The sequence below is a fragment of the Roseobacter sp. FCG-D35 genome, from assembly GCF_033436665.1.
Taxonomy (GTDB): Bacteria; Pseudomonadota; Alphaproteobacteria; order Rhodobacterales; family Rhodobacteraceae; genus JAWQFO01.
On sequence record NZ_JAWQFO010000004.1, the window covers coordinates 365,928 to 391,633 of the forward strand.

Here is a 25,706-nt window from a genome sequence, read left to right on the forward strand (position 1 = left end):
CGTTCCCTATTTCACCGAGCCTGCCAGCAGCCCGCGGACAAGATACCGTTGCATCGTAAAGAACACGATGAGCGGCACTGCGATCGAGATGAAGGCCGCCGAGGCGAGGATGCCCCAGTCGCCCCCGCGCGAGCCCAGAAGATCGTCGGCGATCTTGACCGTCATCACCCAGCTTTCCGAGTTCGAGGGCAGGAACACCTTGGCCACCAGCAGGTCGTTCCAAGTCCAAAGGAACTGGAAGATCGCGAAGGAGGCGAGCGCCGGGAAGCTCAGCGGCAGCACGATCTTGGTGAAAACCTGGAAGTCTGTCGCGCCGTCGACCTTGGCGCTTTCGATGATGTCGCGCGGCAGGCCGACCATGTAGTTGCGCAAGAGATATATCGCCAGCGGCAAGCCGAAGCCGGTATGCGCCATCCAGATACCCAGGAAACTCTGCCCGACGCCGATGCTGTTGTGGAACTGCAAGAGCGGCACAAGCGCCAATTGCAGCGGCACGACAAGCAAGCCGACCACCATCGCGATCAGCAGCCCGCGTCCCGGGAAATCCATCCAGGCCAGCGCGTAGGCCGCGAAGGCCGCGATCAGGATCGGGATCACGGTAGCGGGGATCGTCACCGTCAACGTGTTGATGAACGCCCGGTCCATGTTGTCCGAGGCCATGATCGTGTTGTAATTGTCCATCGAGAATTCGGGCGGCGTGGCGGACGAGAAGTAGATGCTCGGGTCGCGGTCGATCTCCTCTGGCGACGTGTAGACGAAACTGCCGTCCGCCTGCACCGTCAGGCTGCGGTCGCGCGACAGTTCGGCGGTCTCGCCCGGCGCCATCGCGGTTGGCGCGCTGCGCGTGCCCCCGAAGTTGACAACCGTGCCGCCCTCTTCACCAAAAACGTTGCCCTCGATGATCCAGACACCGTTTTCCTCGCGCGCGGTGTCCGATGCCGCCCTGGCCTGGAAATTCTGCTCGACCGGGAATGGCGCCAGCCACCAGCCAGAGGCGGAAATCTGGTCGCGGTCCCGGAAGGACGAGACCAGCAGGCCGATGGTCGGCACCAGCCAAAGCACGACCAGAAGGATGACCGAGATGTTCACGGCCCAGCTGAGCGACGACTTGGTTCCTGCGATATTGTCCATGATCCCGCCTCCTCAGCGCATCTCTGCCCGGGCCTGCCGGATGTTCCAGATCATCACCGGCAGCACGATGATCATGATCACGAAGGCGACCGCCGTGGCGCGCCCGTCATCGCGGAACATGTAGGACATCATGTAGCTGGGCAGGATGTCCGTGCCGAAATTGCCGCCCGTCATCGTGTAGACGATGTCGAAGACCTTGAGCACGAGGATCGTGATCGTGGTCCAGACGACGACGATGGTGCCCATGATCTGCGGCACCTTGATCTTGAAGAAGACCTGGAACGGGTTCGCCCCGTCGATGATCGCCGCCTCCACGGTTTCTTCCGGGATGCCGCGCAGCGCCGCCGAGAGGATCACCATGGCAAAACCGGTCTGGATCCAGACCAGGATCACCATCAGGAAGAAATTGTTCCAGAAACGGACCTGCAGCACGTCGAGCGGCTGCTCGGCCCCGAAGAAATCGCGCACAGCGTTGATCAGGCCGATGTCGGCATTGTTGGCGTAGACGAATTTCCAGATCAGCGAGGCGCCGACAAAAGAGATCGCCATCGGCATGAAGATCAGCGACTTGGCGATGTTGCCCCATTTCAGCCGGTCGGTGAGCTGCGCCACCAGCAGCCCGAGGAAGGTCGCGGCCGCCGGCACCACGAGCACCCAGAGGAAGTTGTTGAAAAGCGCCGTGCGAAAGCCGTCGTCGCCGAACATGGTCGTGTAGTTGCCCAAGCCGATGAACTCGTCGCCGGACCGGTTGAAAAGCGAGCGCCAGAACGATCCCACCACCGGGTAGACGAGGTAAAGTCCCAGCGCGGCCATCGCCGGGAAGAGGAACAGCCAGGGCCGGACCATGTTGGCGCGGTTGATGTTCACGCCCGGGTTCGGCCCGCGCGCCGGAAAGATCACCTTGTCGAGGACGAGGTTGGACAGGAAGAAGTAGCCGACGCACCCTCCGACCCCGATGACGATGGTAAGTATCCCCTGAATCAGCGGCGACATGGCGGCTTTCTCCCCCGGTTCGCGTGCGCGGGTTGTCCCGCGAGGCTCCGGCGGTGCGCCGCCGGAGACGGTGTTGTGTCAGCGCGGCGTCCGCGTCATCGGATGCTGTCCCAGCGCTCCTGAATGCCCGCGGCCACGTCCGCTGCGTCCTCGCCGGTGGTGTAGTCCACCATGCCGGTCCAGAACGCGCCGGCACCGATCTCGCCTGGCATCAGGTCGGACGCGTCGAAGCGGAAGGTGGTGGCGTTCAGCAGAACGTCGCCCAGCGCCTTCGCGGTCTCGTTGGCGTAAAGGTCGCTGTTTGCTTCCGAATAAGGCGTCAGGAAGCCCGACAGCGACATCCAGGTCTCATGCGCGATCGGGGTCTGCAGGAACTCGATCAGCGCGTTGGCCCCGTCCGACGGGCTTGTGATCGCCCAGAGTGTTCCGGCCCCCAGCACCGGCTTGCCCAGATCCTTCTCGGCATAGGCCGGGAAGTAGAAGAAATCGCTTTCCGAGTCTTCCGGGAAGAAGGTCGGGATGAACGACGCCTGACGGTGCATGTAGCATTTGGGCGGGATCGAGAAGAGCCCGGCCGGGCTGTCGCGGAAGTCGGTGTTGGCGACTGCCGAGGATCCGCCGTCGACATAGTCGTCATTGCGCGCGAACCAGCCGAATTCCTCGATCGCCGCGACCACGGCGGGATCGTCGAATTTAATCTCGTTCGAGACCCACTGGTCGTAGACCTCCGGTGCTTGCGTCCGCAGCATCATGTCCTCGACCCAGTCGGTCGCCGGCCATCCCGTTGCCGCGCCCGAACCAAGCCCGATGCACCACGGCGTGCCGCCATCCTCGACGATCTGCTCGGTGAGCGCCTTCAGATCCTCCATCGTCTCGGGCACGTCATAGCCAGCCTCGTCGAAGGAGATCGGCGAGTACCAGACCAGCGACTTGACGTCGACCTTGTAGAAAAATCCGAAAAGCTGGTCGTTGCCGTCCGCATCGGCGTAGGTGCCCAGATCGACCCACGACTGCCCCGCGGCGTAATTGTCGCGGATCCAGTCCGCTGTGCCTTCCGGCAGCGCGGTCAGCAGGCCCTGCCCTGCGAGATCCGCCGCAAGGCCCGGTTGCGGGAAGACCGCGACGTTGGGCGCGGATCCGGCCCGGGCCGAGATAACGATGTCCTGCTCGAAGCTGTCCGAGCCCGAATAGTTCACCGTCGCCCCGGTTGCTTCGGCGAAATAGGCCAGAACCTTCTCGACGTTCTCGGCGTCGAGGCCGGTCCACGGGCCCGTCAGCGTCAGCGTCTCGCCCGACAGGTCATGGCTGTCGGCGAAGGCCTGATAGCTGTCCCAGTTGAAGTCGCCCTCGCCGATCGGAAAAGCGAGATCCTGCGCGTGCGCCACCCCGGCCAGCAAGGCCGCGGACGCCACGCCGGCGAAAAATCCTGTTCTCATGGTATCCTCCCGTTTCATGCCGTTCCGGCACTTTCTGCATCTCTACCGCGCGCGGGCGTGTTGCGCCCAAAGCGCTTTGGATGCCGTCACCCTTGCGCATGGCCCGAAGCCTGTCAACCGGCGACGCACCCGGAAAAATCGCTGCGCTGCAGCGACTTGCGGGCGGCACGCGCGCTTTGACCATGTACGGATCAGACCCTAGGGTGGATCAGAACCTATGATCGTCCATGAACCGCCGCGATGAACCTGCGCCAGCTTGCCGAAAAGCTAAACCTGTCCCAGACTACGGTCAGCCGTGCGCTGAACGGCTACCCGGAAGTCAACGAGACGACGCGCAAGCGCGTGCTCGACGCCGCCGCGCGTTACCACTATAGGCCCAACTACCGGGCGCGCGGACTCGCCACCGGCCGCGCGATGTCGATCGGGCACGTGATCCCGGCGTCGAACCAGCCCCAGATGGTCAACATGATCTTCGCCGACTTCATCGCCGGCGCGGGTGAGGTCTATGCCCGGCACGGCTATGACATGGTAATCTCGATGGTGCGCGACGAGGACGAGCTGCGTGCTTATCGCGGCGTCGCCGAAAAGGGCGCGGTCGACGGCATTCTCGTGCATTCCCCGACTTGCGACGATCCGCGGATCGCCCTGCTGTCGCAACTCGAGATTCCGTTCCTCGTGCATGGTCGCTCGTCGCGGGTGCGTTCGGACTACAGCTGGCTCGATGTCAACAACGCGCGCGCCTTCGAGCGCGCGACGCGGCACCTGATCGGGCTGGGTCACCGGCGGATCGCGCTGGTCAACGGCCAGGAACAGCTCGACTTCGCGCTGCGGCGGCGTGCCGGTTACCTCAAGGCCTTGCGCGACAGCGCCATCGCGCCCGACTCGATCCTGATGCGGACCGACGAGATGAGCGAGCCCTACGGTCATGTCACGGCGAGCGAACTGCTCGACCTGCCGGATCCGCCGACCGCCTTTCTCGCCTCCTCGGTGGTTCCGGCGCTCGGCATCCGGCGCGCCATCGAGGAGCGCGGGCTGGTCATGGGCCGCGATGTCTCGATCATCTGCTTCGACGACCGGATCTCCTACCTGCCCAACGGTTTGGAGGCGCCGATCTTTACCGCCATGCGCTCGTCGATCCGCGCGGCCGGGCGGCGGTGCGCGGAATTGCTGATCGACCGGATCGCGCGGCCGGACTCGACAACCGTCACCGAATTGTGGGAAGCCGAGTTCGTCCAGGGACAGTCCACAGGGCCGGCCCCGGGCTGATCGTTTCATTCCCGAAGGCCACCAGATGAAGTTCAGCCGTTCCGACTTTCCGACCGGGTTCCAGTTCGCGGCGGCGACGTCGAGTTACCAGATCGAGGGGCACAGGTTCGGCGGCGCCGGTGCGACGCACTGGGACAGCTTCGCGGCGACGCCGGGCAACGTGGTGCGGGCCGAGAACGGCGCCGTGGCCTGCGATCACTACCATCGCTGGGAAGAGGACCTCGACCTGATGCAGGCGCTCGGCCTCGACGCCTACCGCTTCTCGACAAGCTGGGCGCGGGTGCTGCCCGAGGGGCGTGGCACGCCCAATGCCGAAGGACTCGATTTCTACGACCGGCTGGTCGACGGCATGCTGGCGCGAGGCCTGAACCCGATGGCGACGCTCTATCACTGGGAGCTTCCGGCACCGCTTGCGGACCTCGGAGGCTGGCGCAACCCCGACATCGCGCACTGGTTCGCCGATTTCGCGACCGTGATCATGAAGCGCATCGGCGACCGGGTCTACAGTGCGGCGCCGATCAACGAGCCCTGGTGCGTGGGCTGGCTGTCGCATTTCATGGGGCTACACGCGCCGGGTCTGCGCGACATCCGCGCCACGGCGCATGCCATGCATCACGTGCTGACCGGCCACGGTCGCGCGATCCAGGCGATGCGGGCGCTGGGCATGAAGAACCTCGGCGCGGTCTGCAATTTCGAATACGCCCATCCGGCCGATGACAGCGAGACCGCCGTTGAAGCGGCGGCGCTTTACGACGGATACTACAACCGCTTCTTCGTCGGCGGCCTGTTCCGGGGCGCCTATCCCGAAAACGTCATGGAAGGTCTGGCGCCGCACATGCCCAAGGGATGGGAAGATGATTTCCCGCTCATCCGCGAACCCATCGACTGGTTCGGGATCAACTACTACACCTGCAAGCGTATTGCGCCCAAAGACGGAGCCTGGCCTGCGCACGAGGAAATTCCGGGGCCGCTTCCCAAGACGCAGATGGGATGGGAGGTCTATCCCGAGGGGCTTTACCGGATCCTTAAGTGGCTGACGGAGGAATACACCGGCGATCTTCCGATCTGGGTCACCGAATCCGGGATGGCCAATCCGGACGTGCCTGGAACACCCGATACCGAACGCATTGCCTATCTCGATGCGCATGTCGCGGCGGCGCGGCGCGCAATGGACGAGGGCGTCCCGCTCAAGGGCTACACGTTCTGGTCCCTGCTCGACAATTACGAGTGGTCGTTGGGCTACGAGAAGCGGTTCGGCCTCGTGCATGTCGATTTCGAGACGCTCGTCCGCACGCCGAAAGCATCCTACGACCAGCTGAAAGACGCGCTGGCGCGCTGATCAGGCCCGCAGACATCGCGTAGCGACGGTAGGACGTGCGACCGCGCAGGGCGCCGGGTCAGAAGTCCTCCCAGCCGTCCGGCGCGTCAGCCTCCTTTACAGCTGCGTTGCCCTGCGTGGCGGCGGGACGCCGCGCCGGCGCCGGCGCTGCCGCGGGTTGACTGGCCGTTGCGGCCATCCGTTGCCCGGCATCGCCCCGGGTCTGGAAATGCGTCACCCTTGTGTCGAGGCTGCCCACGTCCTGGGTCATCGACTGGGTGGCGGCGGTGGTTTCCTCGAAAGCCGCCGCGAAGGTCTGGTTTGCCGATCCGAGCTGGTTGACCGCCTGGTTGATCTCGTTGAGGCCGACCGATTGCTCGACGCTCGATTGCGCCATGTCCCCGACCTTGGCGTCGACATCGGCCATCGCCTCGATGATCTTCTCGAGTGCCTCGCCGGCCTTGGTGACCAGTGCCGAGCCGCGCTCCACGCTTTCGGAGCTTTCGTTGATAAGCTGACGGATTTCAGTGGCGCTTTCGGCCGAGCGCTGGGCCAGTGCGCGCACTTCCGACGCCACGACCGAGAAGCCGCGGCCGGCATCGCCCGCGCGCGCGGCCTCGACCCCGGCGTTAAGCGCCAGCAGGTTGGTCTGGAAGGAGATGCTGTCGATCACCTCGGTGATCTTGGCGATCTTCTCGGCCGACTCCTCGATCGATTTCATGGCCTGGATCGCGTCGTTGACGACCTCGCCGCTGGCGATGGCGGACTTGCGGGTCCGTTCCACGTGCGCCTTGGCATCCTCGGCGCTGGACGAGGCCGACTTGACCGACGCGGTCATCTCGTCGAGCGCCGCGGCGGTCTCTTCGAGCGAGGCCGCCTGTTGCTCGGTCGTCCGCGACAGCGAAAGTGCGCTTTCGGAAATCGAGCCCGCGTTCTCGCGCAGCAGGCCGATGGTTCCGACCACCGCCTCGATCGCGCTGCTGAGATCGGTGACCGCGGCATTGAAGCTGACGCGGATCGGCTCGTAGGCTTCGGCGAAGGGCACCCCGAGGTCTGCGGTCAGGTCGCCTGCCGAAAGGGCCCGCAGAGCCTCGCCGAGGCTGTCCACCACGGTCTGGACCTCGGCCTGGGCCTCGGCACGCTCGGCCTCCGTACGCATGCGCAGTTCGGCGGCCGCCGTCATGTCCTTCGCGATCAGCAGCACCGACATGACCGTGCCGGACTGGTCACGCACGGCGGTGAAGCCGCCGTCGAGGTAGCGTGGCTCTCCCGAGGCGGCCTTGACCACGATCCGCCCGATCGAGCTGTCGCCGCGGCAGATGTTCTGCCAGTCGGTACGCTCGCCCTCGTTGGTCCGGGAGACGAAGGTATCGTACGTCACATCGCACAGCCGATCGCGGGAATGTCCGGTGACGGAGAAGAAATTGTCATTGGCCTGCACGAAGCTGCCGTCGGGCGCGATCTCGCACAGGATCTGCCCGTCTTCCAGCGCCTCGCGGATCACCCGGTTGCGCCGCAGCTCCGTCACCTCGGCCCATTCGACGACAAAGCCGTTGTGCTTGCCTTGTGCATCGCGCGCCGATGCGATGATCAGCGAGAACCACAGCGGCCCGACCTTGATGTCGGACTTGAACGGCAGGTTCGCCGGATTGCTGAGGTGGACCCGCGCCTTGTTGCCCCCGGAATGGAAGATATCCATGCGCTGCCCGATGATGTTGTCGGTATCAAATTTGGGAACGACCTTGCGAATGTCCTCCTCGTTCTCCTTGAGCAGCTGCAGGGTCGAGGCGTTGGCATAGGTGATGCGGAATTCCTTGTCCGCCAGCATCATCGCCGCCGAGGTGTCCGACAGCGCGGAGGCCTTGAGGTCGCGCAGCACCGCCTCTTCATCCGGCGCCGCGTCCTCGGCCGCTTCGTCAGCGATCAGGTCGACCGGAACCCAGCCGCCGGTTTCGCGAATGTATTCGGCGCGCACCTGTGTCTCCATCGCCGTGAGCCGGCGCAGGCGCGTCCCGCGCCGTGCCATAAGCCCTGCGCCGGCCAGCAAAGCACCGGCCGCGCCATGCGCGAAGGGCGCGGCCGCGGCGGGCAACAGCCCGGCGATCGACAGTCCAGTCAGCAGCGCAGCCAAGAGGGCGGCGGCTGCGGCAAGGGCGGAGTACGGGGGATGCTTGGACGTCGTGGACATGGCGGACCTCAGAAAGTTTCCGGGATACTCCCCGAGAAATCTTTCCAATTCATTTCCGCCCGAGTGCCCGCGGACCCCGACCGCCTGCTCCTTTCATCAGCTGCCGGATGTCTTGGCGAAGTCGCGCTTTATCTTGCGCGCAAGAGACCATTTGTGCACCTCGGTCGGCCCGTCGTAGATCCGGAAGGCGCGGATTTCGCGGAAGAACTGTTCGACGATGGTGTCGCCGGTCACACCGGTGCCGCCCATGATCTGGACACAGCGGTCCGCGACGCGAAACAGCGCCTCCGATACCGCGACCTTGGCCATGCTGCTTTCGACGTTCGCCGTCTCGCCCCGGTCGAGCGCTTGTGCGCACCAGTCGATCATCAGGCGACACTGCCGCAGGTCGATCTGATTCTCGGCCAACATGAAACCGACCCCCTCGTGATCGACCAGCGTCTTAGCGAAAGCTTCGCGTCGGCAGGCATAGGCGGTGGCGATCTCCTGAGCGCGCAGTCCGAGACCGGTCCAGCGCATGCAATGCGAGAGCCGCGCGGGCGCAAGCCGCACCTGCGCAAGACGGAACCCGTCGCCCGGTTGGCCGAGGATCTGGTCCGCGTCGAGACGTAGCCCTTCGATAGCGACGACCGCGTGCCCGCCCGGCATCGCGCTGTCGATCGTGTCGAGAATCCGCTCGATCCGAACGACAGGGTCGGGGAGCTCGACCAGAAACAGCGTCGCACCTTCTTCGGCGCGGGCCATGATGATCCCGGTCCCGGCACCGTCGGCCCCGGTGATGAAGGCCTTGCGCCCGTCGATGACCCAGTGGTTGCCGTCCCGCCGCGCACATGTCGACAGCATCGACGGGTCCGATCCGGCACCGCCCTGGGCCGCCGGTTCGGTCATGAAAAAGGCAGAACGCGCCCTGCCCGACACCAGCGGCTCGAGAAAGCGCTGCTTCTGCGCAGGCGTGGCCATCCGCCCGAGCAGGAACATGTTGCCTTCGTCGGGTGCGGCAGTGTTGCAGGCCAGCGGTCCCAGCGGAGACAGGCCGGACGCGATCAGCAACCGCGCCGTGCCGACCTGGCTGAAATGGCTTCCGTCCGGGTGGATGTGCGGCGTCAGAACGCCGGCCGCTTTCGCGAGGCCGCGCAATTCCTGCACCAAGGCATCCTGTGGCCCGTGCGCCGTGCGACGCGGATCGGCCTCGAAGGGAACCACCGTCTCGCGGACGAACTCCTCGACCCGCAGCGCAAGCTCCTCCGCGGCCTCTATGTCAGTCGTCATTCAGGATCTCCGGTCCAGTGTCGTTGCGGTGCAGCATGGACCGAACCGGGCTGCGAAGACCAGAGCGGTCCAGATGCCTGACCGGTTCGCGTCGGCCCCGCGCCGGGACGTTCGGGCGGCCACCTGAAAGCGCAGCCGGGGCCTTCGCGTAAATTTGCTTGGCTGCCGCAGGGCGACCCTGAATCCAGCCCGTCGCAGGCGATCTTCGCGCTCGCCGTCTCTTCACAGCGTATTGGGACAAAAAAAAGCACCAGCCTGCCCCATGCATGGTCCAGCCCAACTTCGGTTTTCAAATATTCTCGGAGGAGCGCGAGGGGGCAGACAGCCCCCTCGCTCCGTCACAAACACCCATGCAATCAATCTGGCCGCCAGGCAGACCTGCGCCTCTGGACTTGCCCGCCAAACTCCTTATTGCTAGCCGCAGCCAGAGAGGGAGAAACCGTCATGTCACTGCCCCGCTTTTCCGCCGCCGTCGCGGCTCTGACCGTTGCTGCAGTCCCGGCATTGGCGCAGAACGATTGCGCCGCCGGAAAGACGCTTGACGAAGGTACGCTGACCGTCGCGACTGGAAACCCGGCCTATTACCCCTGGGTCATCGATGATGTGCCCGAGAAAGGCGAAGGCTTCGAAGCCGCGATGGCCTACGCGCTTGCGGACAGGATGGGGTTTTCCCCTGACGCCGTGACCTGGGTCCGCACCTCCTTCGACGAGGCGATTCAGCCGGGCGAGAAGAGCTTCGACATCAATCTTCAGCAGTATTCGATCACCGAGGATCGGGACAAGGTCGTGGATTTCTCCACCCCCTACTATACCGCGCCGATGGCCGTGGTGGTTCCGCAAGCCGCCGTCGACGCCGGGCTCGGTGCCGATCTGTCTGCGCTCAAGGATCTCAAGTGGGGCATCGTCGCCTCGACGACCGCCCTGCCGGTCGTCATGGAGATGATCGCGCCGGCCTCGGATCCGCTGATCTACGACGACAACGCCAACGTCGTCGAGGCGATGAAGGCCAACCAGATCGACGCCGCACTCTTCGATCTGCCGACGGCGCTCTACGTTGCGGCCGTGATGCTCGAGGACGGTGCGGTCCTCGGCCAGTTCGCGCCCGAGCAATCCGAGAACCCGGACCGCTTCGGCATGCTGATGGAAGAGGGCAATGCTCTCAAGGACTGTGTCGACGCCGCCCTGGCCGAGATGGAGGCCGACGGCACGCTGAAGTCCATCGAGCAGACCTGGTTGCAGGAAGCCACGGGCGTTCCGCTCATCCAGTGACCGCGTGAACCGGCGTGAACGATACGAAGCCCGCGAACGCCGGCGCGCGACCCTTGTCGCCGGCGCGAGCATGCTGGCCGTGCTCGGCGCGCTCGTGGCCCTGGTGCCGCTGGCACCGGGCTGGGAGCGCGTCCAAGCGTCGTTCTTTAACGGCGAGGTCTTCGCGCGCACCTTTCCGGGGCTGGCAAAGGCGTTCCTGATCGATATCGCGATCTTCGCATGGTCGGTGCCGCTGATCTGCATCCTGTCGCTGGCCATCGCGCTCTGCCGCGGCGCGCGCAGCCCGGCGCTGTTTCCGCTGCGGGTCTTCGGCGCCGTATACGTCGATCTCTTCCGGGGCGTGCCGGTGGTGCTGGTGATCTACCTCGTGGGCTTCGGCATTCCCGGCCTCGGCCTGCCGCGCCCCTGGAACAGCCCCTACATCTGGGGCACCGTGGCGCTGGTACTGACCTACAGCGCCTATGTCGCCGAGATCCTGCGCGGCGGGATCGAGAGCATCCATTCCAGCCAGCGCGCCGCCGCGATCTGCCTCGGGCTCAGCGAACGCGACGCCATGCGCTACGTGATCCTGCCGCAGGCGATCCGGCGCGTGGTCCCGGCCAACATGAACATGCTCGTCGCCCTGCAGAAGGACGTGGCCCTGCTCAGCTTCATCGGTCCCGTCGAGATCCTGCGCCAGGCCGGCATCTACAAGAGCCTGCTGGCCAATTTCACGCCCTACGTCGCCGCCGCGGTGATCTTCCTGCTCGTGACCGTCCCTGCGACGCGTTACGCCGACTACCTGATGAACCGGGCGCAGAATGCCCGCAGCTAGGCTGAAGCTCGAAGGCGTGGTCAAGTCCTACGGCGAGAACACGGTTCTCGACGGCATAGACATCGACCTCGCGGCGGGCGAGATGATCTGCCTGATCGGCGCCTCCGGCTCGGGCAAGTCGACGCTGCTGCGCTGTATGAACGGGCTCGACCCGATCGACGACGGGCGCATCCTGCTCGACGGCGTGGATATCGCCGAACCCGGATTCGATCTTGCGCCGGTCCGACGCCGCATCGGCATCGTGTTCCAGTCCTACAACCTCTTCCCGCACATGACCGCGCTCGAGAACGTCATGCTGGCCCCGCGCCGCGTGCTGCGCGAGGCGGACGCTCCGCTGCAGACCCGTGTGAAAGAACTGTTCGAGCGTTTCGGCCTTGGCGCGCATCTCGCCAAGTATCCCGACCAGCTTTCCGGCGGGCAACAGCAGCGCGTGGCGATCATCCGCGCTCTGGCGATGCGCCCCGAGATCATGCTTTTTGACGAGATCACCTCGGCGCTCGATCCCGAACTGGTGGGCGAGGTGCTCGACGTGCTGCGGAAACTGCACGCCGACGGCATGACAATGGTCTTGGCGACCCACGAGATGGGGTTCGCCCGCGAACTCGCGGATCGGGTGATCTTCATGGACGGTGGGCGCGTGGCAGAATCCGGCCCGCCGGAACAGATCTTCCGGAACCCCAAGGGCGAACGGACCCGCGCCTTCCTGCGCAGCGTCCTGAAGTAAGCCGCCCCGCGCCGGCGCCGCCGCGGGGCGGCTCGGGTCAGGCGGTTTTGGCGGCGCCTTCCTGTGCGTCCGCGATCGTATGCATATGCACGTCCTGCTGCGGATAGGGGATCGAGATGCCGGCGGCGTCGAAATTCTGCTTCATCTGCTGCATCAGGTCCCAGTAGACAGTCCAGTAGTCTCCGGTCTGCACCCAGGGCCGGCAGATGAAGTTGACCGAGCTATCCGCCAATTCGTGCACCCGGATCGCCGGTGCCGGCTCTTCGAGCACCAGCGGGTGCGCTTTCACGGTCTCCTCGATCACGCGCAGCGCGTCGGGGATTGAATCGTCGTAGCCGATCCCGAACACCAGATCGACGCGGCGCGTCGCGCTGGCGGTGACGTTGGTGATCGTGTCGCCCCAGACGTTCTTGTTGGGGATCACGATCACCTGGTTGTCGGGCGTGACGATGGTGGTCGCCACGATGCTGACCGACCGCACCGTACCGCCAACCCCGCCGACGTCGACGTAATCTCCTTCGTCGAAAGGACGGTTGATCATGATCATCAGTCCGCTCGCCAGATTGCCGAGCGTATCCTGGAAAGCGAAGGCCATGATGAATGAGGCGCCGCCGATCAGCGCGAAGACCGGGGAGATGTCGATTCCCAGCATCGACAGGACCACCATCAGCCCGATGGCCAGAACGATCCAGTAGATGATCGTCACGAGAAAGGCCTGCAACAACTTGGACAGGTTGGGCACGCGCCCGATCCAGCGCGAGGCGCCGCGCCGCACGAGCCGTGCGACGAACAGCAAGACGAAGAGTGCTGCAAGAACGATACCGATGTTCTTCGCCCATTCCAGCCCGCCTGCCGGAGACGTCGCCCAGCGGGTCAGTTCAGCCAGCAAGGTTTCGATGTTCGCGGTGCGTGTCCCTTCCGTGACCACCGCGGTGCGGTAGGCGCGGTACTCGGCGATGGTGTCGGCGTTGCCGCCTTTCTTGTCCCAAGCGGTCAGCACCATCGTGTAGTTGTCGAAGAGGCGCCGGCGCTCCTCGGTCATGGCGGCCAGCTCGTCTCCGGTAGTTCCGGCGATCTGCGCGTCCACCACGGCCTGCGTCTGCTCTCTGGCAATGCCGCGCCAGGTGTCGGCAGCCGCCTCGAGTTCGGCCGCGGTCAGCGGGATCAGCCGCAGTTCGAGTTCTTCGGGCGAGATCTCGGGGTTGATCACGTTTGCCGGCAGGTCGGGCCCCTCCTCCGCGGCGGGCTCTTCCGCGGCAGCTTCCTCGGTGCTCGCCGCTCCGTCTCCGCTGTCGTCCGACTGTGCCGTGGCAAGGACCGGAACAAGGCCCAGCATCGCAAGCAGAAGAAGCAGGCGCAGCAGCCTCTCCGGCCTGAGGAAGTTGAAACGTTCAGGCATGAGGGTCCTCCGAAAGTTGCTGTGTCGCTTTGGCCCGGACCGGCCGGGCAAGCCCGCGGCGGAGTAAAACACGAAACCTGCGGTGCTTGCCACCGGCAGGCTGCGCGATTTCACATCGCACTTCGACCACCCTGCAATCATTTCCGGCACAGGGCTGAAATCCTGTGCGGTCGTGGCTTGACTTGCCCACGACTTCACGACCTATTTCAACCTGGACGGACGGCCCGCCGCGGGCGGCCGCGATCCGACAACCAACAAAAAACCGACAGGGAGTTCTTCATGAGACATGTGCCACGATTCATTGCGGCGGCGGCCATCGCGGCCGTTGTCGGCCTGCCCTTCAGTGCGGCACAGGCCGAAACGCCGGCCGACACGCTGATCCAGGCCTGGGCCATCGACGACGTCATCTCGCTTGACCCCGCGGAGGTGTTCGAGTTCACCGCCTCGGAAATTCTCGGCAACAGCTACCAGCCGCTGGTGGGCTACGACGTGAACAACGTCTCCGACATCTTCGGCGTTATCGCAGAGAAGTGGGAGGTCTCGGAAGACGGCAAGACCTTTACCTTCACCATCCGCGACGGCATGCAGTTTGCCTCCGGCAACCCGATCACCGCCGAGGACGCGGTGTTCTCGTTGACCCGCGCGATCAAGCTCGACAAGTCGCCGGCCTTCATCCTGACCCAGTTCGGCTTTACCGCCGACAACGTCGACGACATGATCCGCCAGACCGGCGACATGACCTTCGAGTTCGAGATGGACAACGCCTATGCGCCGACCCTCGTGCTCTACTGCCTGACCGCGACGATCGGTTTCGTGGTCGACAAGCAGCTGGTCATGGAGAACGAGCAGGACGGCGATTTCGGCTACAATTGGCTCAAGACCAACTACGCGGGTTCGGGCGCCTTCACGATCCGTGAATGGCGCGCCAACGAGGTCGTCGTGCTGGAACGCAACGACAACTATTCGGGTGATGCGCCCGCGATGGTGCGTTCGATCTACCGTCACATCCCCGAAGGCGCGACCCAGCGCCTGCTGCTCGAGCAGGGCGATATCGACATCGCGCGCAACCTCGGCGCAGAAGAGATCGTGGCGCTTCAGGACAACCCGGACGTCAAAGTGCTCGATGGCGTGAAAGGCTCGATCTACTACATGGGCCTGAGCCAGAAGAACGAGAACCTCGCCAAGCCGGAAGTCCGGCAGGCGATGAAGTACCTCGTCGACTATGCCACGATCGCGGACACGATCATGAAGGGCAAGGTGCAGGTCCACCAGGCCTTCCTGCCCAAGGGTTTCCTCGGTGCGCTGGAAGAGACCCCGTTCGCGCTCAACGTCGAAAAGGCCAAGGAACTGCTGGCCGAGGCCGGGCTGCCCGACGGCTTCTCGGTGACGATGGACGTGCGCAACACGCCCGAGATCACCGCCATGTCCGAGGCGATCCAGGCCACGATGGCGCAGGCCGGCATCCAGATGGAACTGATCCCGGGCGACGGCCAGCAGACGCTGACCAAGTACCGCGCACGCAACCACGATATCTATATCGGCCGCTGGGGACCGGACTACCAGGATCCGCACACCAACGCCGATACCTTTGCGCGCAACCCCGACAACTCGGATGATGCCGCCTCCAAGCCGCTGGCCTGGCGCAACAGTTGGGACATCCCGGACATGACGGCGGCCGCCGATGCCGCCGTTCTGGAAGCGGATGCCGACAAGCGCGCGCAGATGTATCTCGACATCCAGACCGAGCATCAGCAGGTGTCGCCCTTCGTCATAATGTTCCAGGAGATCGAGGTCTTCGGGATGCGCAATGACGTGAACGGCTACATCATCGGGCCGTCCTTCAACGACAACTCGTTCCGCGAAGTCACCAAGGACAGATGAGCGACAGCACCATCGCACCACCGGGAGGGCGCAGCGGCGCCCTCCCTCTTTTCGCCCGCAAGGCCGGACGGCTGATCGCCTCGGTCCTCGTCACCTTCGTCGGGCTCTTGTTCGTGACCTTCCTGATCGGGCGCGTCGTGCCGGTCGACCCGGTTCTGGCCGTCGTCGGGGATCGCGCCTCGCAATCGACCTATGACGCCGCCTATATCGAGCTCGGCCTCGACAAGCCGCTTTATCAGCAGTTCTGGATCTACCTGTCGAATGCGCTGACCGGCGATCTGGGCACCTCGATGCTGACCAAGAAGAACATCACCGAGGATATCGCCCGCGTCTTCCCCGCCACGCTGGAACTCGCCACCGCCGGGATCATCCTCGGCACGCTTTTCGGCATTCCGCTCGGCGTACTCTCCGCCGTCCACCAGGCCCGCCTGCTCGACCAGATCGTGCGCGTCGTCGGCCTCGTCGGCTATTCCGCCCCGATCTTCTGGCTCGGCCTTCTGGGACTGCTGGTCTTCTACGCCAAGCTCGGCATCGTCGCGGGCCCGGGCCGCATCGACATCGCCTACGAATACTCCGTGACCCAGAAGACCGGCCTTCTGCTCGTCGACACCGCCATGCAGGGCCAGTGGGACGCCTTCCGCAACGTGCTGGCGCATCTCGCCCTGCCCGCGAGCCTTCTGGGCTATTTCTCGATGGCCTACATCAGCCGCATGACGCGCAGCTTCATGCTGGCGGAACTCGCACAGGAATATGTCACGACAGCCCGCGTCAAGGGCGTCGCCGAATGGCGGATCATCTGGATTCACGCGCTCAGGAACGCTGCCGTGCCGCTGGTCACCGTCGTGGCCCTGTCCTATGCCAACCTGCTCGAGGGCTCCGTTCTGACCGAAACCGTGTTCGCCTGGCCCGGGCTGGGTCAATACCTCACGAACTCGCTGCAAAACGCCGACATGAATGCCGTACTTGGCGGCACGCTGGTGATCGGCGTGATCTTCGTCGGGCTCAACCTGCTGTCGGACCTGCTATACACACTGCTCGATCCGCGCGTGAGGAGACGCGCATGACCAGCATGACACGCCGCGAGTGGTTGCTGGACGAACAGCCCTCCTCCCGCCGGCAGGCCCGGTTCGGGCAGTATTACCGGACCTGGCTGCAGCTCAAGCGCAACCGCCTGGCGATGGTCGGCCTCGGGATCGTGCTGTTGCTGATCCTGATGGCGGTCTTCGCAGACGTGATCGCGCCCTATGACCCGATCGTCGGAGGAGACTTGCGCACCGAGCGGCTGCTGCCGCCCTCCTGGGCGCATCTGATGGGCACCGACGACCTCGGTCGAGACATCTTCAGCCGCATCGTGCACGGCTCGCGCGTCACGCTTCTGGTCGTGGCCATGGTCGCCATCATCGCCACGCCCATCGGGCTGCTGGTCGGCACAAGCGCGGGCTACTTCGGCGGTTGGGTCGACACCGTGCTGATGCGCGTCACCGACATCTTCCTCGCCTTCCCGCGCCTGATCCTGGCGCTCGCTTTCGTCGCGGCGCTCGGACCCGGCATCGAGAACGCGGTCATCGCAATCGCCATCACCTCCTGGCCGCCCTACGCGCGGCTTGCGCGGGCCGAGACGCTGACGATCCGCAACACCGAGTACATCTCGGCCATCAAGCTTCAGGGTGCGGGACCGGTCCGCATCATCTGGGGCCACGTCGTGCCCTTGTGCATGTCCTCGGTGATCATCCGCGTGACGCTCGACATGGCCGGCATCATCCTGACCGCCGCGGGGCTGGGGTTCCTTGGCCTCGGCGCGCAGCCGCCGCAGCCCGAATGGGGCGCGATGATCGCCAGCGGACGGCGCTTCCTGATCGACTTCTGGTGGGTCGCCACCATGCCGGGGATCGCGATCTTCGTGGTCTCGCTCGGCTTCAACCTGCTGGGCGACGGGTTGCGCGACGTGCTGGACCCGAAAGGCGAGAAATGACCGATATCCTCAACGTCCGCGACCTGCGCGTCGCCTTTCCGTCGCGCAGCGGCCCGGTCGAGGTTGTGCGCGGCGTCAGCTTCGATCTCGGCCGCGAGCGGCTGGGCATCGTCGGCGAAAGCGGCTCGGGCAAGTCGCAGACCGGCCGCGCCATCCTCGGGCTTACCCCCCCCTCGGGCACCGTGACCGCGGACCGGCTCGAGTTCGAGGGCATCGACCTGCGCGGAGCCGGGCCAAAGCTCTGGCGGTCGTTGCGCGGACGCCGCATGAGTATGGTGATGCAGGATCCGAAGTTCTCGCTCAACCCGGTGATGACCGTGGGCCGGCAGATCATGGAAGCCTGCCGCCGCCAGGAAGGCGTGACCAAGGCCGAAGCGCGCGAGCGCGCCGCTGCCATGCTGGAGGCGGTGCAGATCCGTGACCCGGAGCGCGTTTTCAATGCCTACCCGCACGAGCTTTCGGGCGGCATGGGCCAGCGCGCGATGATCGCGATGATGCTGATCACCGAACCCGACCTGCTGATCGCGGACGAACCGACCTCGGCTCTCGACGTAACGGTACAGCTCGACGTGCTGCGCATCCTCGACGATCTCGTGGCCGACCGCGGCATGGGCCTGATCTTCATCAGCCACGACCTGCGGCTGGTCTCGTCCTTCTGCGACCGCGTGCTTGTCATGTACGCAGGCCGGATGGTCGAGCAGCTCAAGGCCAGCGAGTTGCATCAGGCACAGCATCCCTACACCCAAGGGCTGCTCAACTGCCTGCCGCGGATCGACGGCGACCAGCATCCGCTGCCGACGTTGAAGCGCGATCCGGCGTGGCTGGCATGAGCCTCGTTGCCGCAGACGAACTGGAGGTCACCTTCGGTCATGGCCCCGACACCGTGCGGGCGGTGCGCGGGGTCAGCTTCGACGTGACCCGTGGCGAAAGCTTCGGCATCGTCGGCGAAAGCGGCTCGGGCAAGTCCACGGTCCTGCGCGCGATCTGCGGCCTTGCCCCGATCTCGGGCGGCGTCGTGCGGATCGACGGAAAACCCGTCGCGACACCGCGCGCCGCGAGCTTTTACCGCAACGTTCAAATGGTGTTCCAGGATCCCTACGCCTCGCTGCATCCGCGGCACACGATCGACCGGGTGCTGTCCGAACCGTTGTCGATCCACGGCTTTTCCGATGTCGAGGACCGGATCGAGCAGGCGCTGAAGGACGTGGGCCTCGGTCATGGCTTCCGCTTTCGCTTTCCGCACCAGCTTTCGGGCGGGCAGCGCCAGCGCGTCGCCATCGCCCGCGCGCTGATCCTCGAACCGCAGGTGCTGCTGCTCGACGAACCGACCTCGGCGCTCGATGCCTCGATCCAGGCCGAGGTGCTGAACCTGCTCGACGACCTACGCGCGCGCCACGGGCTGACCTACTTGCTGGTAAGCCACGACCTCGCCGTGGTGGCGCACATGTGCGAACGGCTGATCGTGATGCAGCACGGGCGCATCGTCGAAGAGCTGACCCGCGACGCCCTGCGGGCCCGTGAGGCGGAACAGGATTACACGCGGACCCTGCTGCGCGCGAGCGCAGGGTTCAAGGCGCCCGAACGGGCTTGAACGGAGTTTGAGATGAGCGTGCGCTTCCCGGTCTTCGACGGCCACAACGACTTTCTGCTGCGCCTGCTCCGCGATCCCGAGCGCCGCGAAGAGATCTGGCTGAAGGGCGAGAACAAGGGACATCTCGACCTGCCGCGCATGACCTCGGGCGGTTTCGCCGGCGGCTTTTTCGCAATCTACGTGCCGTCCGAAGGCGATTTCGGCGATATCGACGCGATCATGGACAATCCGCCCTTCGCCATCGACCTTCCGGAACCCGAGCCGCTGGACCGCGCGCAGGGCGTGGCGCTGGCGATGGCGGGGCACCTGCTGTGGATGGAGCGGGCCTCGGACGGGGCCTTCCGCATCTGCCGGAGCGCCGCCGAGATCCGCGAGTGCCTGTCGCGCGGGGTCATTGCCGCGATCATGCATATCGAGGGCGCCGAGGCGATCGGGTCGGATCTCGATGCGCTCCACGCTTTTCACGCCATGGGTCTGCGCTCGATCGGCCCGGTCTGGAGCCGTCCGACGGTCTTCGGACACGGCGTTCCCTTCGCCTTCCCCTCGAGCCCGGACACCGGCGACGGGCTGACCGCCGCCGGCAAGGACCTGGTGCGGCTCTGCAACGAGTTGCGGATCCTCGTCGATCTGTCCCATCTCAACGAAAAGGGATTCGACGACGTCGCAGCGCTTTCGGATGCGCCGCTTGTCGCAACTCATTCCAATGCGCACGCCATCACGCCCTCGTCGCGCAACCTGACCGACCGGCAGCTGGCCGTGATCCGCGAAAGCGGAGGCATGGTCGGTTTGAACTTCGCCACCAGCTTTCTGCGGCCCGACGGGCGGCGCGGCAACGACACCTCGTTCGAGCCGATCTTGCGCCACCTCGATCACCTGATCGAACATCTCGGCGAGGACCATGTCGGCTTCGGCTCGGATTTCGATGGTGCGACGGTGCCCGGAGACCTCGGGGACGTGGCCGGACTGCCGGCACTGACCGCCGCCTTGCAGACGCACGGATACGATGACGCGCTGCTGCTCAAGCTCAGCCATCTGAACTGGCTTTCGGTGCTCGACCGGACGCTTTGAACGCCGGGGCTATCGGACCGTCGCCGGCGTCCGCGCCTCAAGCGCGACGCGCACCGCGCGCGCCTCGGTGTCGGAGATATCGAGATAGCCGACGATCCAGTCGATGGCCTCGTCGATGTCCTCGGTGATCAGGGTCATTTCCTCGCGCCGCAGCCCCTCGAGTTCGGCGTATATGCCGTACATGCGCATGATGCCGAATGATCCCACGGACCCGACGACATAGGCGCAGGGGTTGTTGCCGGTGTTCTCCTTCAGCGACTTGCGCAGACGGATCGCCTTCTTGATGTCGTGCGAGCTGTCATCGCCCAGTTCGATGGCCCTGAGGTCGAACAGGGCCGGCAGATCGAGGTTGGCCTCGGGCCCGGAGGATTGCCCCAGTTCCATGCCATACTCCACCAGCGCCAGCAGCGTGCACCGATCCTCGGCACGGACGTGATGGAGGTTCCATTCCGGAAAGAACCTGTAGTCGATCATCCTGCGTTTCCGACTTTGCGGTCGCCATTGCCGCAACCGGTCCGGATCGGTGTCACTCACCGACGGAGGTGCCGCTCTTCAAGCTACCACATAACCGCAGGCGAGGTTTTCGCAAACGCCGCGTTCATTCCGGGTCGGAGCACATGGATCACTTCAGCGTGACCAATTCGTCCTACCGGACCGTCGCCGACCCCGGCACGAAAAAAGCGCAGTAGGCCCGTAATCTCCGCAGTCGGCCCACGAGCACACGCTGCAGACCCTGCGCGACGCGGCGCTCTGTTGACCTTTCTCGCTCCGATGGCATTAGATCGTCGCATACTCGACCAGAGACCCTGACATACGGAGATCGCCGTGCCCTATCGCGCAGTTTGGATGTTTGTTGCAGCAAGCGTCGTCTTCGCCACCACCGCGTTACCGGCCCTTGCGCACAGTGCGGACGGCTATGGGGGAGGTCTGGTCGCCGGCTTCACCCATCCGATCCTCGGCTGGGATCACGTCGCCGCAATGGTCGCGGTCGGCCTCTGGGGCGCGTTCCTCGGCGCGCCGGCGATCTGGATCCTGCCGGTCGTGTTCCCGCTGGTCATGGCGCTCGGCGCCGCTGCCGGCATCCTCGGCATCCCGGTCCCGGCGATCGAGGTCGGGATCGCGCTTTCGGCCGTCGTTCTCGGGCTGATGATCCTGTTCACGGTCCGCGCACCGATCTGGATCGCGGCGATGATCACCGGGGTCTTCGCAATCTTCCACGGCTATGCGCATGGGACCGAGCTGCCCGCGACGGCGAATGCCCTTGCCTTTGCCGTCGGGTTCGTGATCGCGACCGGCCTTTTGCACCTTATCGGCATCGCCTTCGGGCTGCTGGTGCAATGGCCCGCCGGGCGGGTTGCAGTCCGGGGCGCTGGTGGGCTTATCTCGCTGGCCGGTCTCGCTTTCTTGACCGGGGTTGCCTGACACGTGATCCGCGCGAAGTGGTTCGTGCGGCTGGCCGCGGTCGCCGGACCGGCCCCGGCCTGCGCCCACAGCGCACCCCCGGGGCTTGAAGGCTTCTACGTCGGGCTGGTGCATCCCCTCTCGACGCCCGCGCAGGCGCTTCTGATGCTCGGCCTGGGGTTTCTGGTCGGCGGGTTCCCGGCCTCGAAAGCGCGCGCGCATCTCGGAGTCTTTTCTCTCGCCCTGCTGGTCGGGGTTTTCGCTGGCGGTTTGCTGGACCGGCTGGAGCTTGCGACCTACGGTGCTGCTGTCGCCGCCTGCAGCCTCGCGGCGCTTTGGCCGGGCCGCGCAATGGCGCCCGCGGTCGCGTTGGCCGCCGCGGGCGGACTGCTGATCGGGATGGCGTCCATCCCCGACGCCGGGGCGCGGATGGACCGGGTGCTGTCGATGACAGGCTCGGTGATCGGCGCCAGCCTTGGCCTGCTGTGCCTGCTGGGATCCGTTCGTTTCGTCAGGGACCGCTACACGCAAAGCTGGGTCGACATCGCGTTCCGGATCGCCGCCGCTTGGCTCGGCGCGATTTCCTTGGTCATGCTGGCGCTGCGAGCCTCGCTGGACGGTTAGCCGAGACGCTTAGAAGCTCAACTTCGACCCGCGTCGGGCATAGCCGCCCCGGGCTCAGGCGGAACTGTTGCCCGGCCGCAGCAATCGTGTTGCTAGAAACGCCAGAGAGGCGACGCAGACGATCGACGGGCCCGCGGGGGTGTCGAGTACGTAGGCCGCCCACAGTCCAGCCACGGCAGACATGCCGCCGATGACCGCCGCGGCGATGGCCATCTGCTCGGGCGTCCGGGACAACGGGCGCGCCGCGGCCGCCGGGATGATCAGCATGGCCGCGATCAGCAACGCGCCTACGACCTTGATCGCGACCGCCACGGTGATCGCCAGCGCCAGCGTGAGGACAAGCTGCTCGCGCCGGGGGTCGATGCCGCTGGCATAGGCGAGTTCCTCGCTGAGCGTGCTGGTCAGCAAGGCCGACCAGCGCCACGCGATGAGCCCCACGACGGCCAGCACGCCGCCCCAGATGACGATCAGGTCACCGACCGAGACCGCCAGGATGTCTCCGAAGAGATAGGACATCAGGTCGATGCGGACGCCCGACAGGAAGGAGACGGCAACGAGGCCGAAGGCGAGTGCCGAATGCGCGAGCACGCCGAGAAGCGTGTCCATCGCATAGCCGCGCCCTGTCAGGGTCGTCACGGTCAGCGCCATCGCGAGCGCCACCGCCAGAGCCCCGGCGAAGACTGACACCTGCAGGGCCAGCGACAGGGCCACCCCGAGAATCGCCGCATGCGCGGTGGCATCGCCGAAGTAGGCCATGCGCCGCCAGACGACGAAACTGCCCAAGGGGGCCGCAGCGCACGCAACCCCGATGCCCGCCAGCGTGGCCCGGGTCATGAAATCGTCCAGGATCACAGCGCGGCCTCTGTTTCTTTGTCTGCAGGACCGTGATCATGTTCGTGACCGCAGGCCTCGTCATGCGCATGATCGTGTTCGTGCCGGTAGAGCGCCAGCGCACCACCGGTCCCGGTTCCGAAGAGGGCCCGGTATTCCGGCGCGGCGGAAACGATGTCGGGCGTTCCCTCGCAGCAGACATGGCCGTTGAGACAGATCACGCGGTCCGACGCGCTCATGACCACGTGCAGTTCGTGGCTGATCATCAGGATCGCGCAGCCGGTCTGGTTCCGCACGTCCTCGATCTGGCGATAGAAGGCGGCCGAGCCAGGCTGGTCGAGGCCTTGTGTCGCTTCGTCCAGCAGCAGCAGCGCAGGGTCGCCGATGAGCGCGCGCGCCAGCAACACGCGTTGCATCTGCCCTCCGGACAGCGAGGACATCTGACGCTCGGAAAGGTTCGACACGCCGGCGCGGTCGAGGGCGCGCAGGCAGGCGTCATGCGACGCCGCGCCCGGCAATCGCAGGAAGCGCGAGACCGTCATCGGCAGGGTCGGGTCGATGTGAAGCTTCTGCGGAACGTAGCCGATGCGCAGACCGGGTTTTTGGGTGATGCGACCGGACGCTGGCGACACGGCCCCGATCAGGGCACGCAACAAGGTCGTCTTGCCGGATCCGTTGGGTCCGACCACGGTGACGATCTCGCCCGGTGCGACGGTAAGGGAGACGTTGCGCAGAACGGTGTGACCGCCGTAGCCGACGCTCAGGTTCGCGACCGACACGAGGCTCATGCGTCGGCCCCTTCCGCGCAGGCCGGGCAGACGCCGACCGCCTCGATCGTCGTCCGTTCGATCCGGAAGCCGGCGGCACGCGCGGCCTCTCCAAGGCCGCCCTTCGCCCGCGTCGAGCAGGCCTCGGCCACCGACTGGCACAACCGGCAGATCATGAAGGCGGGTGCGTGGTCCGAACCGAGGTGACTGCAGGCAACGAAGGCGTTGAGCCGTTCGATCTTGTGCGCGAACCCGTTGGCCACGAGGAATTCGAGCGCACGGTAGGCGACGGGCGGCTGCGACCCGAACCCGGCATCCCGCAACCGGTCGAGCATCTCGTAGGCGCCCAGCGCACGATGCTCCTGCAGCAGGATGTCGAGCGCCTCGCGCCGGACCGGCGTGAAGCGCAGGCCGTTTTCGTTGCAGCGTGCCTCCGCCGCGGCGAGCGCGGCGTCGATGCAGCCTGCATGGTCGTGCTTCTCGAATCCCACCGGATCGGGCGGTGTCGCGTCCCCTGCCCGGGTGCCACTTGTCATCGTTTTCGGTTTCCTGTATTCGGCATGTAATGTTATAAAATCACAAGGAAGTGCGCGTGTCCAGAAGTCTCCTGTCCCTGTCGTTCGTGGTGTCACTGGCCGCCACTACCGCGTCCGCCGAAGTGCCGAAAGTGGTCGTGGACATCGCGCCGGTGCATTCGCTCGTGGCACGTGTGATGGAGGGCGTCGGGACGCCATCCCTGATCGTCGCGCCCGGCGCAAGCCCGCACGAATACAGCCTGCGACCTTCCGAGGCAAAGGCCTTGCAGGACGCGGACCTGGTGTTCTGGGTAAGCCCCGAACTGACCCCGTGGCTCGCGGACACGATCGGCACCCTGGCGGGCGAGGCCGGAGAGGTCGTGTTCATGGACGTCGACGGCACGCAAAAACTGCCGTTCCGCGAAGGCACGCTGTTCGAGGCGCATGCCCACGGACACGCGGAAGGCGATGACGCGCACCATGACGATGCGGATCACGCTAATCACGACGACCATGACGACCACGATGAGCATGAAGACGAGCACGGCCACGAAGAGCATGCCGGGCACGACGGCCATGACCACGGCGAAGAGGACCCGCATGCCTGGCTTTCGCCCGCCAACGGGGCAGTCTGGCTGAACGAGATTGCCGCCGCCCTGTCCGCCGCGGATCCCGAGAACGCCAACGCGTACTTCGGAAACGCCGCGAAGGGGCGCGAGGAACTGGCGGCGCTCGAGACCGAGATCGACGGAGTTCTCGATCCTGTGCGTGGCGGGGGCTTCATCGTCTTCCATGACGCCTACCAGTATTTCGAGGACGCCTTCGACCTTTCGGCGGCGGGCGCGATCTCTCTGTCGGACGCGACCGATCCCAGCCCGTCCCGAATTGCCGAGATCCAGGCACGCGTGGCCGAGCAAGGGGTGAGCTGCGTACTTTCCGAGCCGCAGTTCAACGCAGGCATCGTCGCGTCTGTGATGCGGGGAACCGAGGTGAATACCGGCGTTCTCGACCCGCTGGGATCCGATCTGGAACCGGGACCGGCTCTCTATCCCGCGATGCTGCGCAATCTCGCGACCGCCCTGGCGGATTGCCTGTGACACCGGTCTGTCGGCAAAGGCGCGCGGGCGCGATCGGATGAGGCAGTTGCGCAGGCCGACGCCAGGCTTTCCCCCGCTTCATCCGGATCGTCGGGGCGGTCACATGGCTTCCTGTCGCGCTCCCTGCCTTTGCGCCTGTACTCGTCGCATTC

The 25,706-nt window shown here is 65.5% G+C and carries 24 protein-coding genes; 14 read left to right on the forward strand and 10 right to left on the reverse strand.

What is annotated here, in order from left to right:
• Positions 1-6: 6 nt before the first annotated feature.
• From R5H30_RS12615 to R5H30_RS12625, 3 genes are all read right to left on the reverse strand, one after another.
• Positions 7-1,131 (reverse strand): carbohydrate ABC transporter permease, encoded by a 1,125-nt coding sequence (locus tag R5H30_RS12615; RefSeq protein WP_318328749.1) that lies wholly within the window; start codon positions 1,129-1,131, stop codon positions 7-9.
• Between the two features lie 12 nt (positions 1,132-1,143).
• Complete coding sequence (locus R5H30_RS12620; protein WP_318328750.1) at positions 1,144-2,124, reverse strand: carbohydrate ABC transporter permease; 981 nt, start codon at positions 2,122-2,124, stop codon at positions 1,144-1,146.
• A 95-nt stretch (positions 2,125-2,219) separates the two neighbouring features.
• Complete coding sequence (locus tag R5H30_RS12625; RefSeq protein ID WP_318328752.1) at positions 2,220-3,560, reverse strand: ABC transporter substrate-binding protein; 1,341 nt, start codon at positions 3,558-3,560, stop codon at positions 2,220-2,222.
• Positions 3,561-3,800: 240 nt separating this feature from the next.
• On the opposite strand from R5H30_RS12625, the gene R5H30_RS12630 reads away from it, so the two are divergent.
• Together R5H30_RS12630 and R5H30_RS12635 are read left to right on the forward strand one after the other, a co-directional pair.
• The gene (locus R5H30_RS12630) at positions 3,801-4,826 is read left to right on the forward strand and encodes a substrate-binding domain-containing protein (RefSeq protein WP_318328753.1); all 1,026 of its coding nucleotides are present in this window, start codon (positions 3,801-3,803) and stop codon (positions 4,824-4,826) included.
• A 25-nt stretch (positions 4,827-4,851) separates the two neighbouring features.
• The gene (locus R5H30_RS12635) at positions 4,852-6,165 is read left to right on the forward strand and encodes a GH1 family beta-glucosidase (RefSeq protein WP_318328755.1); all 1,314 of its coding nucleotides are present in this window, start codon (positions 4,852-4,854) and stop codon (positions 6,163-6,165) included.
• Positions 6,166-6,223: 58 nt separating this feature from the next.
• Here the strand turns inward: R5H30_RS12635 and R5H30_RS12640 are convergent, their stop codons facing one another.
• Positions 6,224-8,332, reverse strand: coding sequence for a methyl-accepting chemotaxis protein (locus R5H30_RS12640; protein WP_318328756.1), 2,109 nt, complete (start codon positions 8,330-8,332; stop codon positions 6,224-6,226).
• Positions 8,333-8,428: 96 nt separating this feature from the next.
• The gene (locus tag R5H30_RS12645; RefSeq protein ID WP_318328757.1) at positions 8,429-9,601 is read right to left on the reverse strand and encodes an acyl-CoA dehydrogenase family protein; all 1,173 of its coding nucleotides are present in this window, start codon (positions 9,599-9,601) and stop codon (positions 8,429-8,431) included.
• 444 nt (positions 9,602-10,045) lie between these two features.
• On the opposite strand from R5H30_RS12645, the gene R5H30_RS12650 reads away from it, so the two are divergent.
• The 3 genes from R5H30_RS12650 to R5H30_RS12660 are packed head-to-tail and all read left to right on the forward strand — an operon-like array spanning position 10,046 to position 12,408.
• The gene (locus R5H30_RS12650; RefSeq protein ID WP_318328758.1) at positions 10,046-10,870 is read left to right on the forward strand and encodes an ABC transporter substrate-binding protein; all 825 of its coding nucleotides are present in this window, start codon (positions 10,046-10,048) and stop codon (positions 10,868-10,870) included.
• Between the two features lie 4 nt (positions 10,871-10,874).
• Positions 10,875-11,684, forward strand: a complete 810-nt coding sequence (locus tag R5H30_RS12655) for an amino acid ABC transporter permease (RefSeq protein WP_318328760.1) — start codon at positions 10,875-10,877, stop codon at positions 11,682-11,684.
• Complete coding sequence (locus R5H30_RS12660) at positions 11,671-12,408, forward strand: amino acid ABC transporter ATP-binding protein (RefSeq protein ID WP_318328761.1); 738 nt, start codon at positions 11,671-11,673, stop codon at positions 12,406-12,408. Before R5H30_RS12655 ends, R5H30_RS12660 begins: the two co-directional genes overlap by 14 nt.
• A 37-nt stretch (positions 12,409-12,445) precedes the next feature.
• On the opposite strand, the gene R5H30_RS12665 is transcribed toward R5H30_RS12660, so the two are convergent.
• Entirely contained in the window at positions 12,446-13,807 is a 1,362-nt protein-coding gene (locus tag R5H30_RS12665) for a mechanosensitive ion channel family protein (protein ID WP_318328762.1), read from the reverse strand.
• Between the two features lie 279 nt (positions 13,808-14,086).
• Between R5H30_RS12665 and R5H30_RS12670 the strand changes: the two genes are divergently transcribed.
• Genes R5H30_RS12670 through R5H30_RS12695 form a run of 6 tightly spaced genes read left to right on the forward strand, consistent with a single transcriptional unit; the run spans position 14,087 to position 20,319 of the window.
• The gene (locus tag R5H30_RS12670) at positions 14,087-15,688 is read left to right on the forward strand and encodes an ABC transporter substrate-binding protein (protein ID WP_318328763.1); all 1,602 of its coding nucleotides are present in this window, start codon (positions 14,087-14,089) and stop codon (positions 15,686-15,688) included.
• Positions 15,685-16,752 (forward strand): ABC transporter permease, encoded by a 1,068-nt coding sequence (locus R5H30_RS12675; RefSeq protein ID WP_318328764.1) that lies wholly within the window; start codon positions 15,685-15,687, stop codon positions 16,750-16,752. Before R5H30_RS12670 ends, R5H30_RS12675 begins: the two co-directional genes overlap by 4 nt.
• Positions 16,753-16,757: 5 nt before the next feature.
• Positions 16,758-17,660 (forward strand): ABC transporter permease, encoded by a 903-nt coding sequence (locus tag R5H30_RS12680; protein WP_318328792.1) that lies wholly within the window; start codon positions 16,758-16,760, stop codon positions 17,658-17,660.
• Positions 17,657-18,490 carry an ABC transporter ATP-binding protein gene (locus R5H30_RS12685; RefSeq protein ID WP_318328765.1) on the forward strand — a complete coding sequence of 278 codons (834 nt, stop codon included), beginning with the start codon at positions 17,657-17,659 and terminating at the stop codon, positions 18,488-18,490. Before R5H30_RS12680 ends, R5H30_RS12685 begins: the two co-directional genes overlap by 4 nt.
• The gene (locus R5H30_RS12690; protein WP_318328766.1) at positions 18,487-19,251 is read left to right on the forward strand and encodes an ABC transporter ATP-binding protein; all 765 of its coding nucleotides are present in this window, start codon (positions 18,487-18,489) and stop codon (positions 19,249-19,251) included. The genes R5H30_RS12685 and R5H30_RS12690 overlap by 4 nt, the downstream gene beginning before the upstream one ends.
• 12 nt (positions 19,252-19,263) lie before the next feature.
• A complete protein-coding gene (locus R5H30_RS12695; protein WP_318328767.1) occupies positions 19,264-20,319 on the forward strand; it encodes a dipeptidase in 1,056 nt (351 codons plus the stop codon).
• A 9-nt stretch (positions 20,320-20,328) separates the two neighbouring features.
• Here R5H30_RS12695 and R5H30_RS12700 read toward each other — a convergent pair whose 3' ends face one another.
• Positions 20,329-20,793, reverse strand: a complete 465-nt coding sequence (locus R5H30_RS12700) for a hypothetical protein (protein WP_318328768.1) — start codon at positions 20,791-20,793, stop codon at positions 20,329-20,331.
• Positions 20,794-21,165: 372 nt separating this feature from the next.
• Here R5H30_RS12700 and R5H30_RS12705 point away from each other — a divergent pair, with 372 nt between their 5' ends.
• Both R5H30_RS12705 and R5H30_RS12710 read left to right on the forward strand, forming a co-directional pair.
• Entirely contained in the window at positions 21,166-21,741 is a 576-nt protein-coding gene (locus R5H30_RS12705) for a HupE/UreJ family protein (protein ID WP_318328769.1), read from the forward strand.
• 3 nt (positions 21,742-21,744) lie between these two features.
• A complete protein-coding gene (locus R5H30_RS12710; RefSeq protein WP_318328770.1) occupies positions 21,745-22,344 on the forward strand; it encodes a hypothetical protein in 600 nt (199 codons plus the stop codon).
• 54 nt (positions 22,345-22,398) lie between these two features.
• Here R5H30_RS12710 and R5H30_RS12715 read toward each other — a convergent pair whose 3' ends face one another.
• Genes R5H30_RS12715 through R5H30_RS12725 form a run of 3 tightly spaced genes read right to left on the reverse strand, consistent with a single transcriptional unit; the run spans position 22,399 to position 24,478 of the window.
• Positions 22,399-23,193 carry an iron chelate uptake ABC transporter family permease subunit gene (locus tag R5H30_RS12715; protein ID WP_318328793.1) on the reverse strand — a complete coding sequence of 265 codons (795 nt, stop codon included), beginning with the start codon at positions 23,191-23,193 and terminating at the stop codon, positions 22,399-22,401.
• Positions 23,193-23,963 (reverse strand): ATP-binding cassette domain-containing protein, encoded by a 771-nt coding sequence (locus tag R5H30_RS12720; RefSeq protein WP_318328771.1) that lies wholly within the window; start codon positions 23,961-23,963, stop codon positions 23,193-23,195. Before R5H30_RS12720 ends, R5H30_RS12715 begins: the two co-directional genes overlap by 1 nt.
• Positions 23,960-24,478 carry a transcriptional repressor gene (locus R5H30_RS12725; RefSeq protein ID WP_318328772.1) on the reverse strand — a complete coding sequence of 173 codons (519 nt, stop codon included), beginning with the start codon at positions 24,476-24,478 and terminating at the stop codon, positions 23,960-23,962. Before R5H30_RS12725 ends, R5H30_RS12720 begins: the two co-directional genes overlap by 4 nt.
• Positions 24,479-24,534: 56 nt before the next feature.
• Here R5H30_RS12725 and R5H30_RS12730 point away from each other — a divergent pair, with 56 nt between their 5' ends.
• Positions 24,535-25,554, forward strand: a complete 1,020-nt coding sequence (locus R5H30_RS12730; RefSeq protein WP_318328773.1) for a zinc ABC transporter substrate-binding protein — start codon at positions 24,535-24,537, stop codon at positions 25,552-25,554.
• The last annotated feature ends 152 nt before the right edge of the window (positions 25,555-25,706 follow it).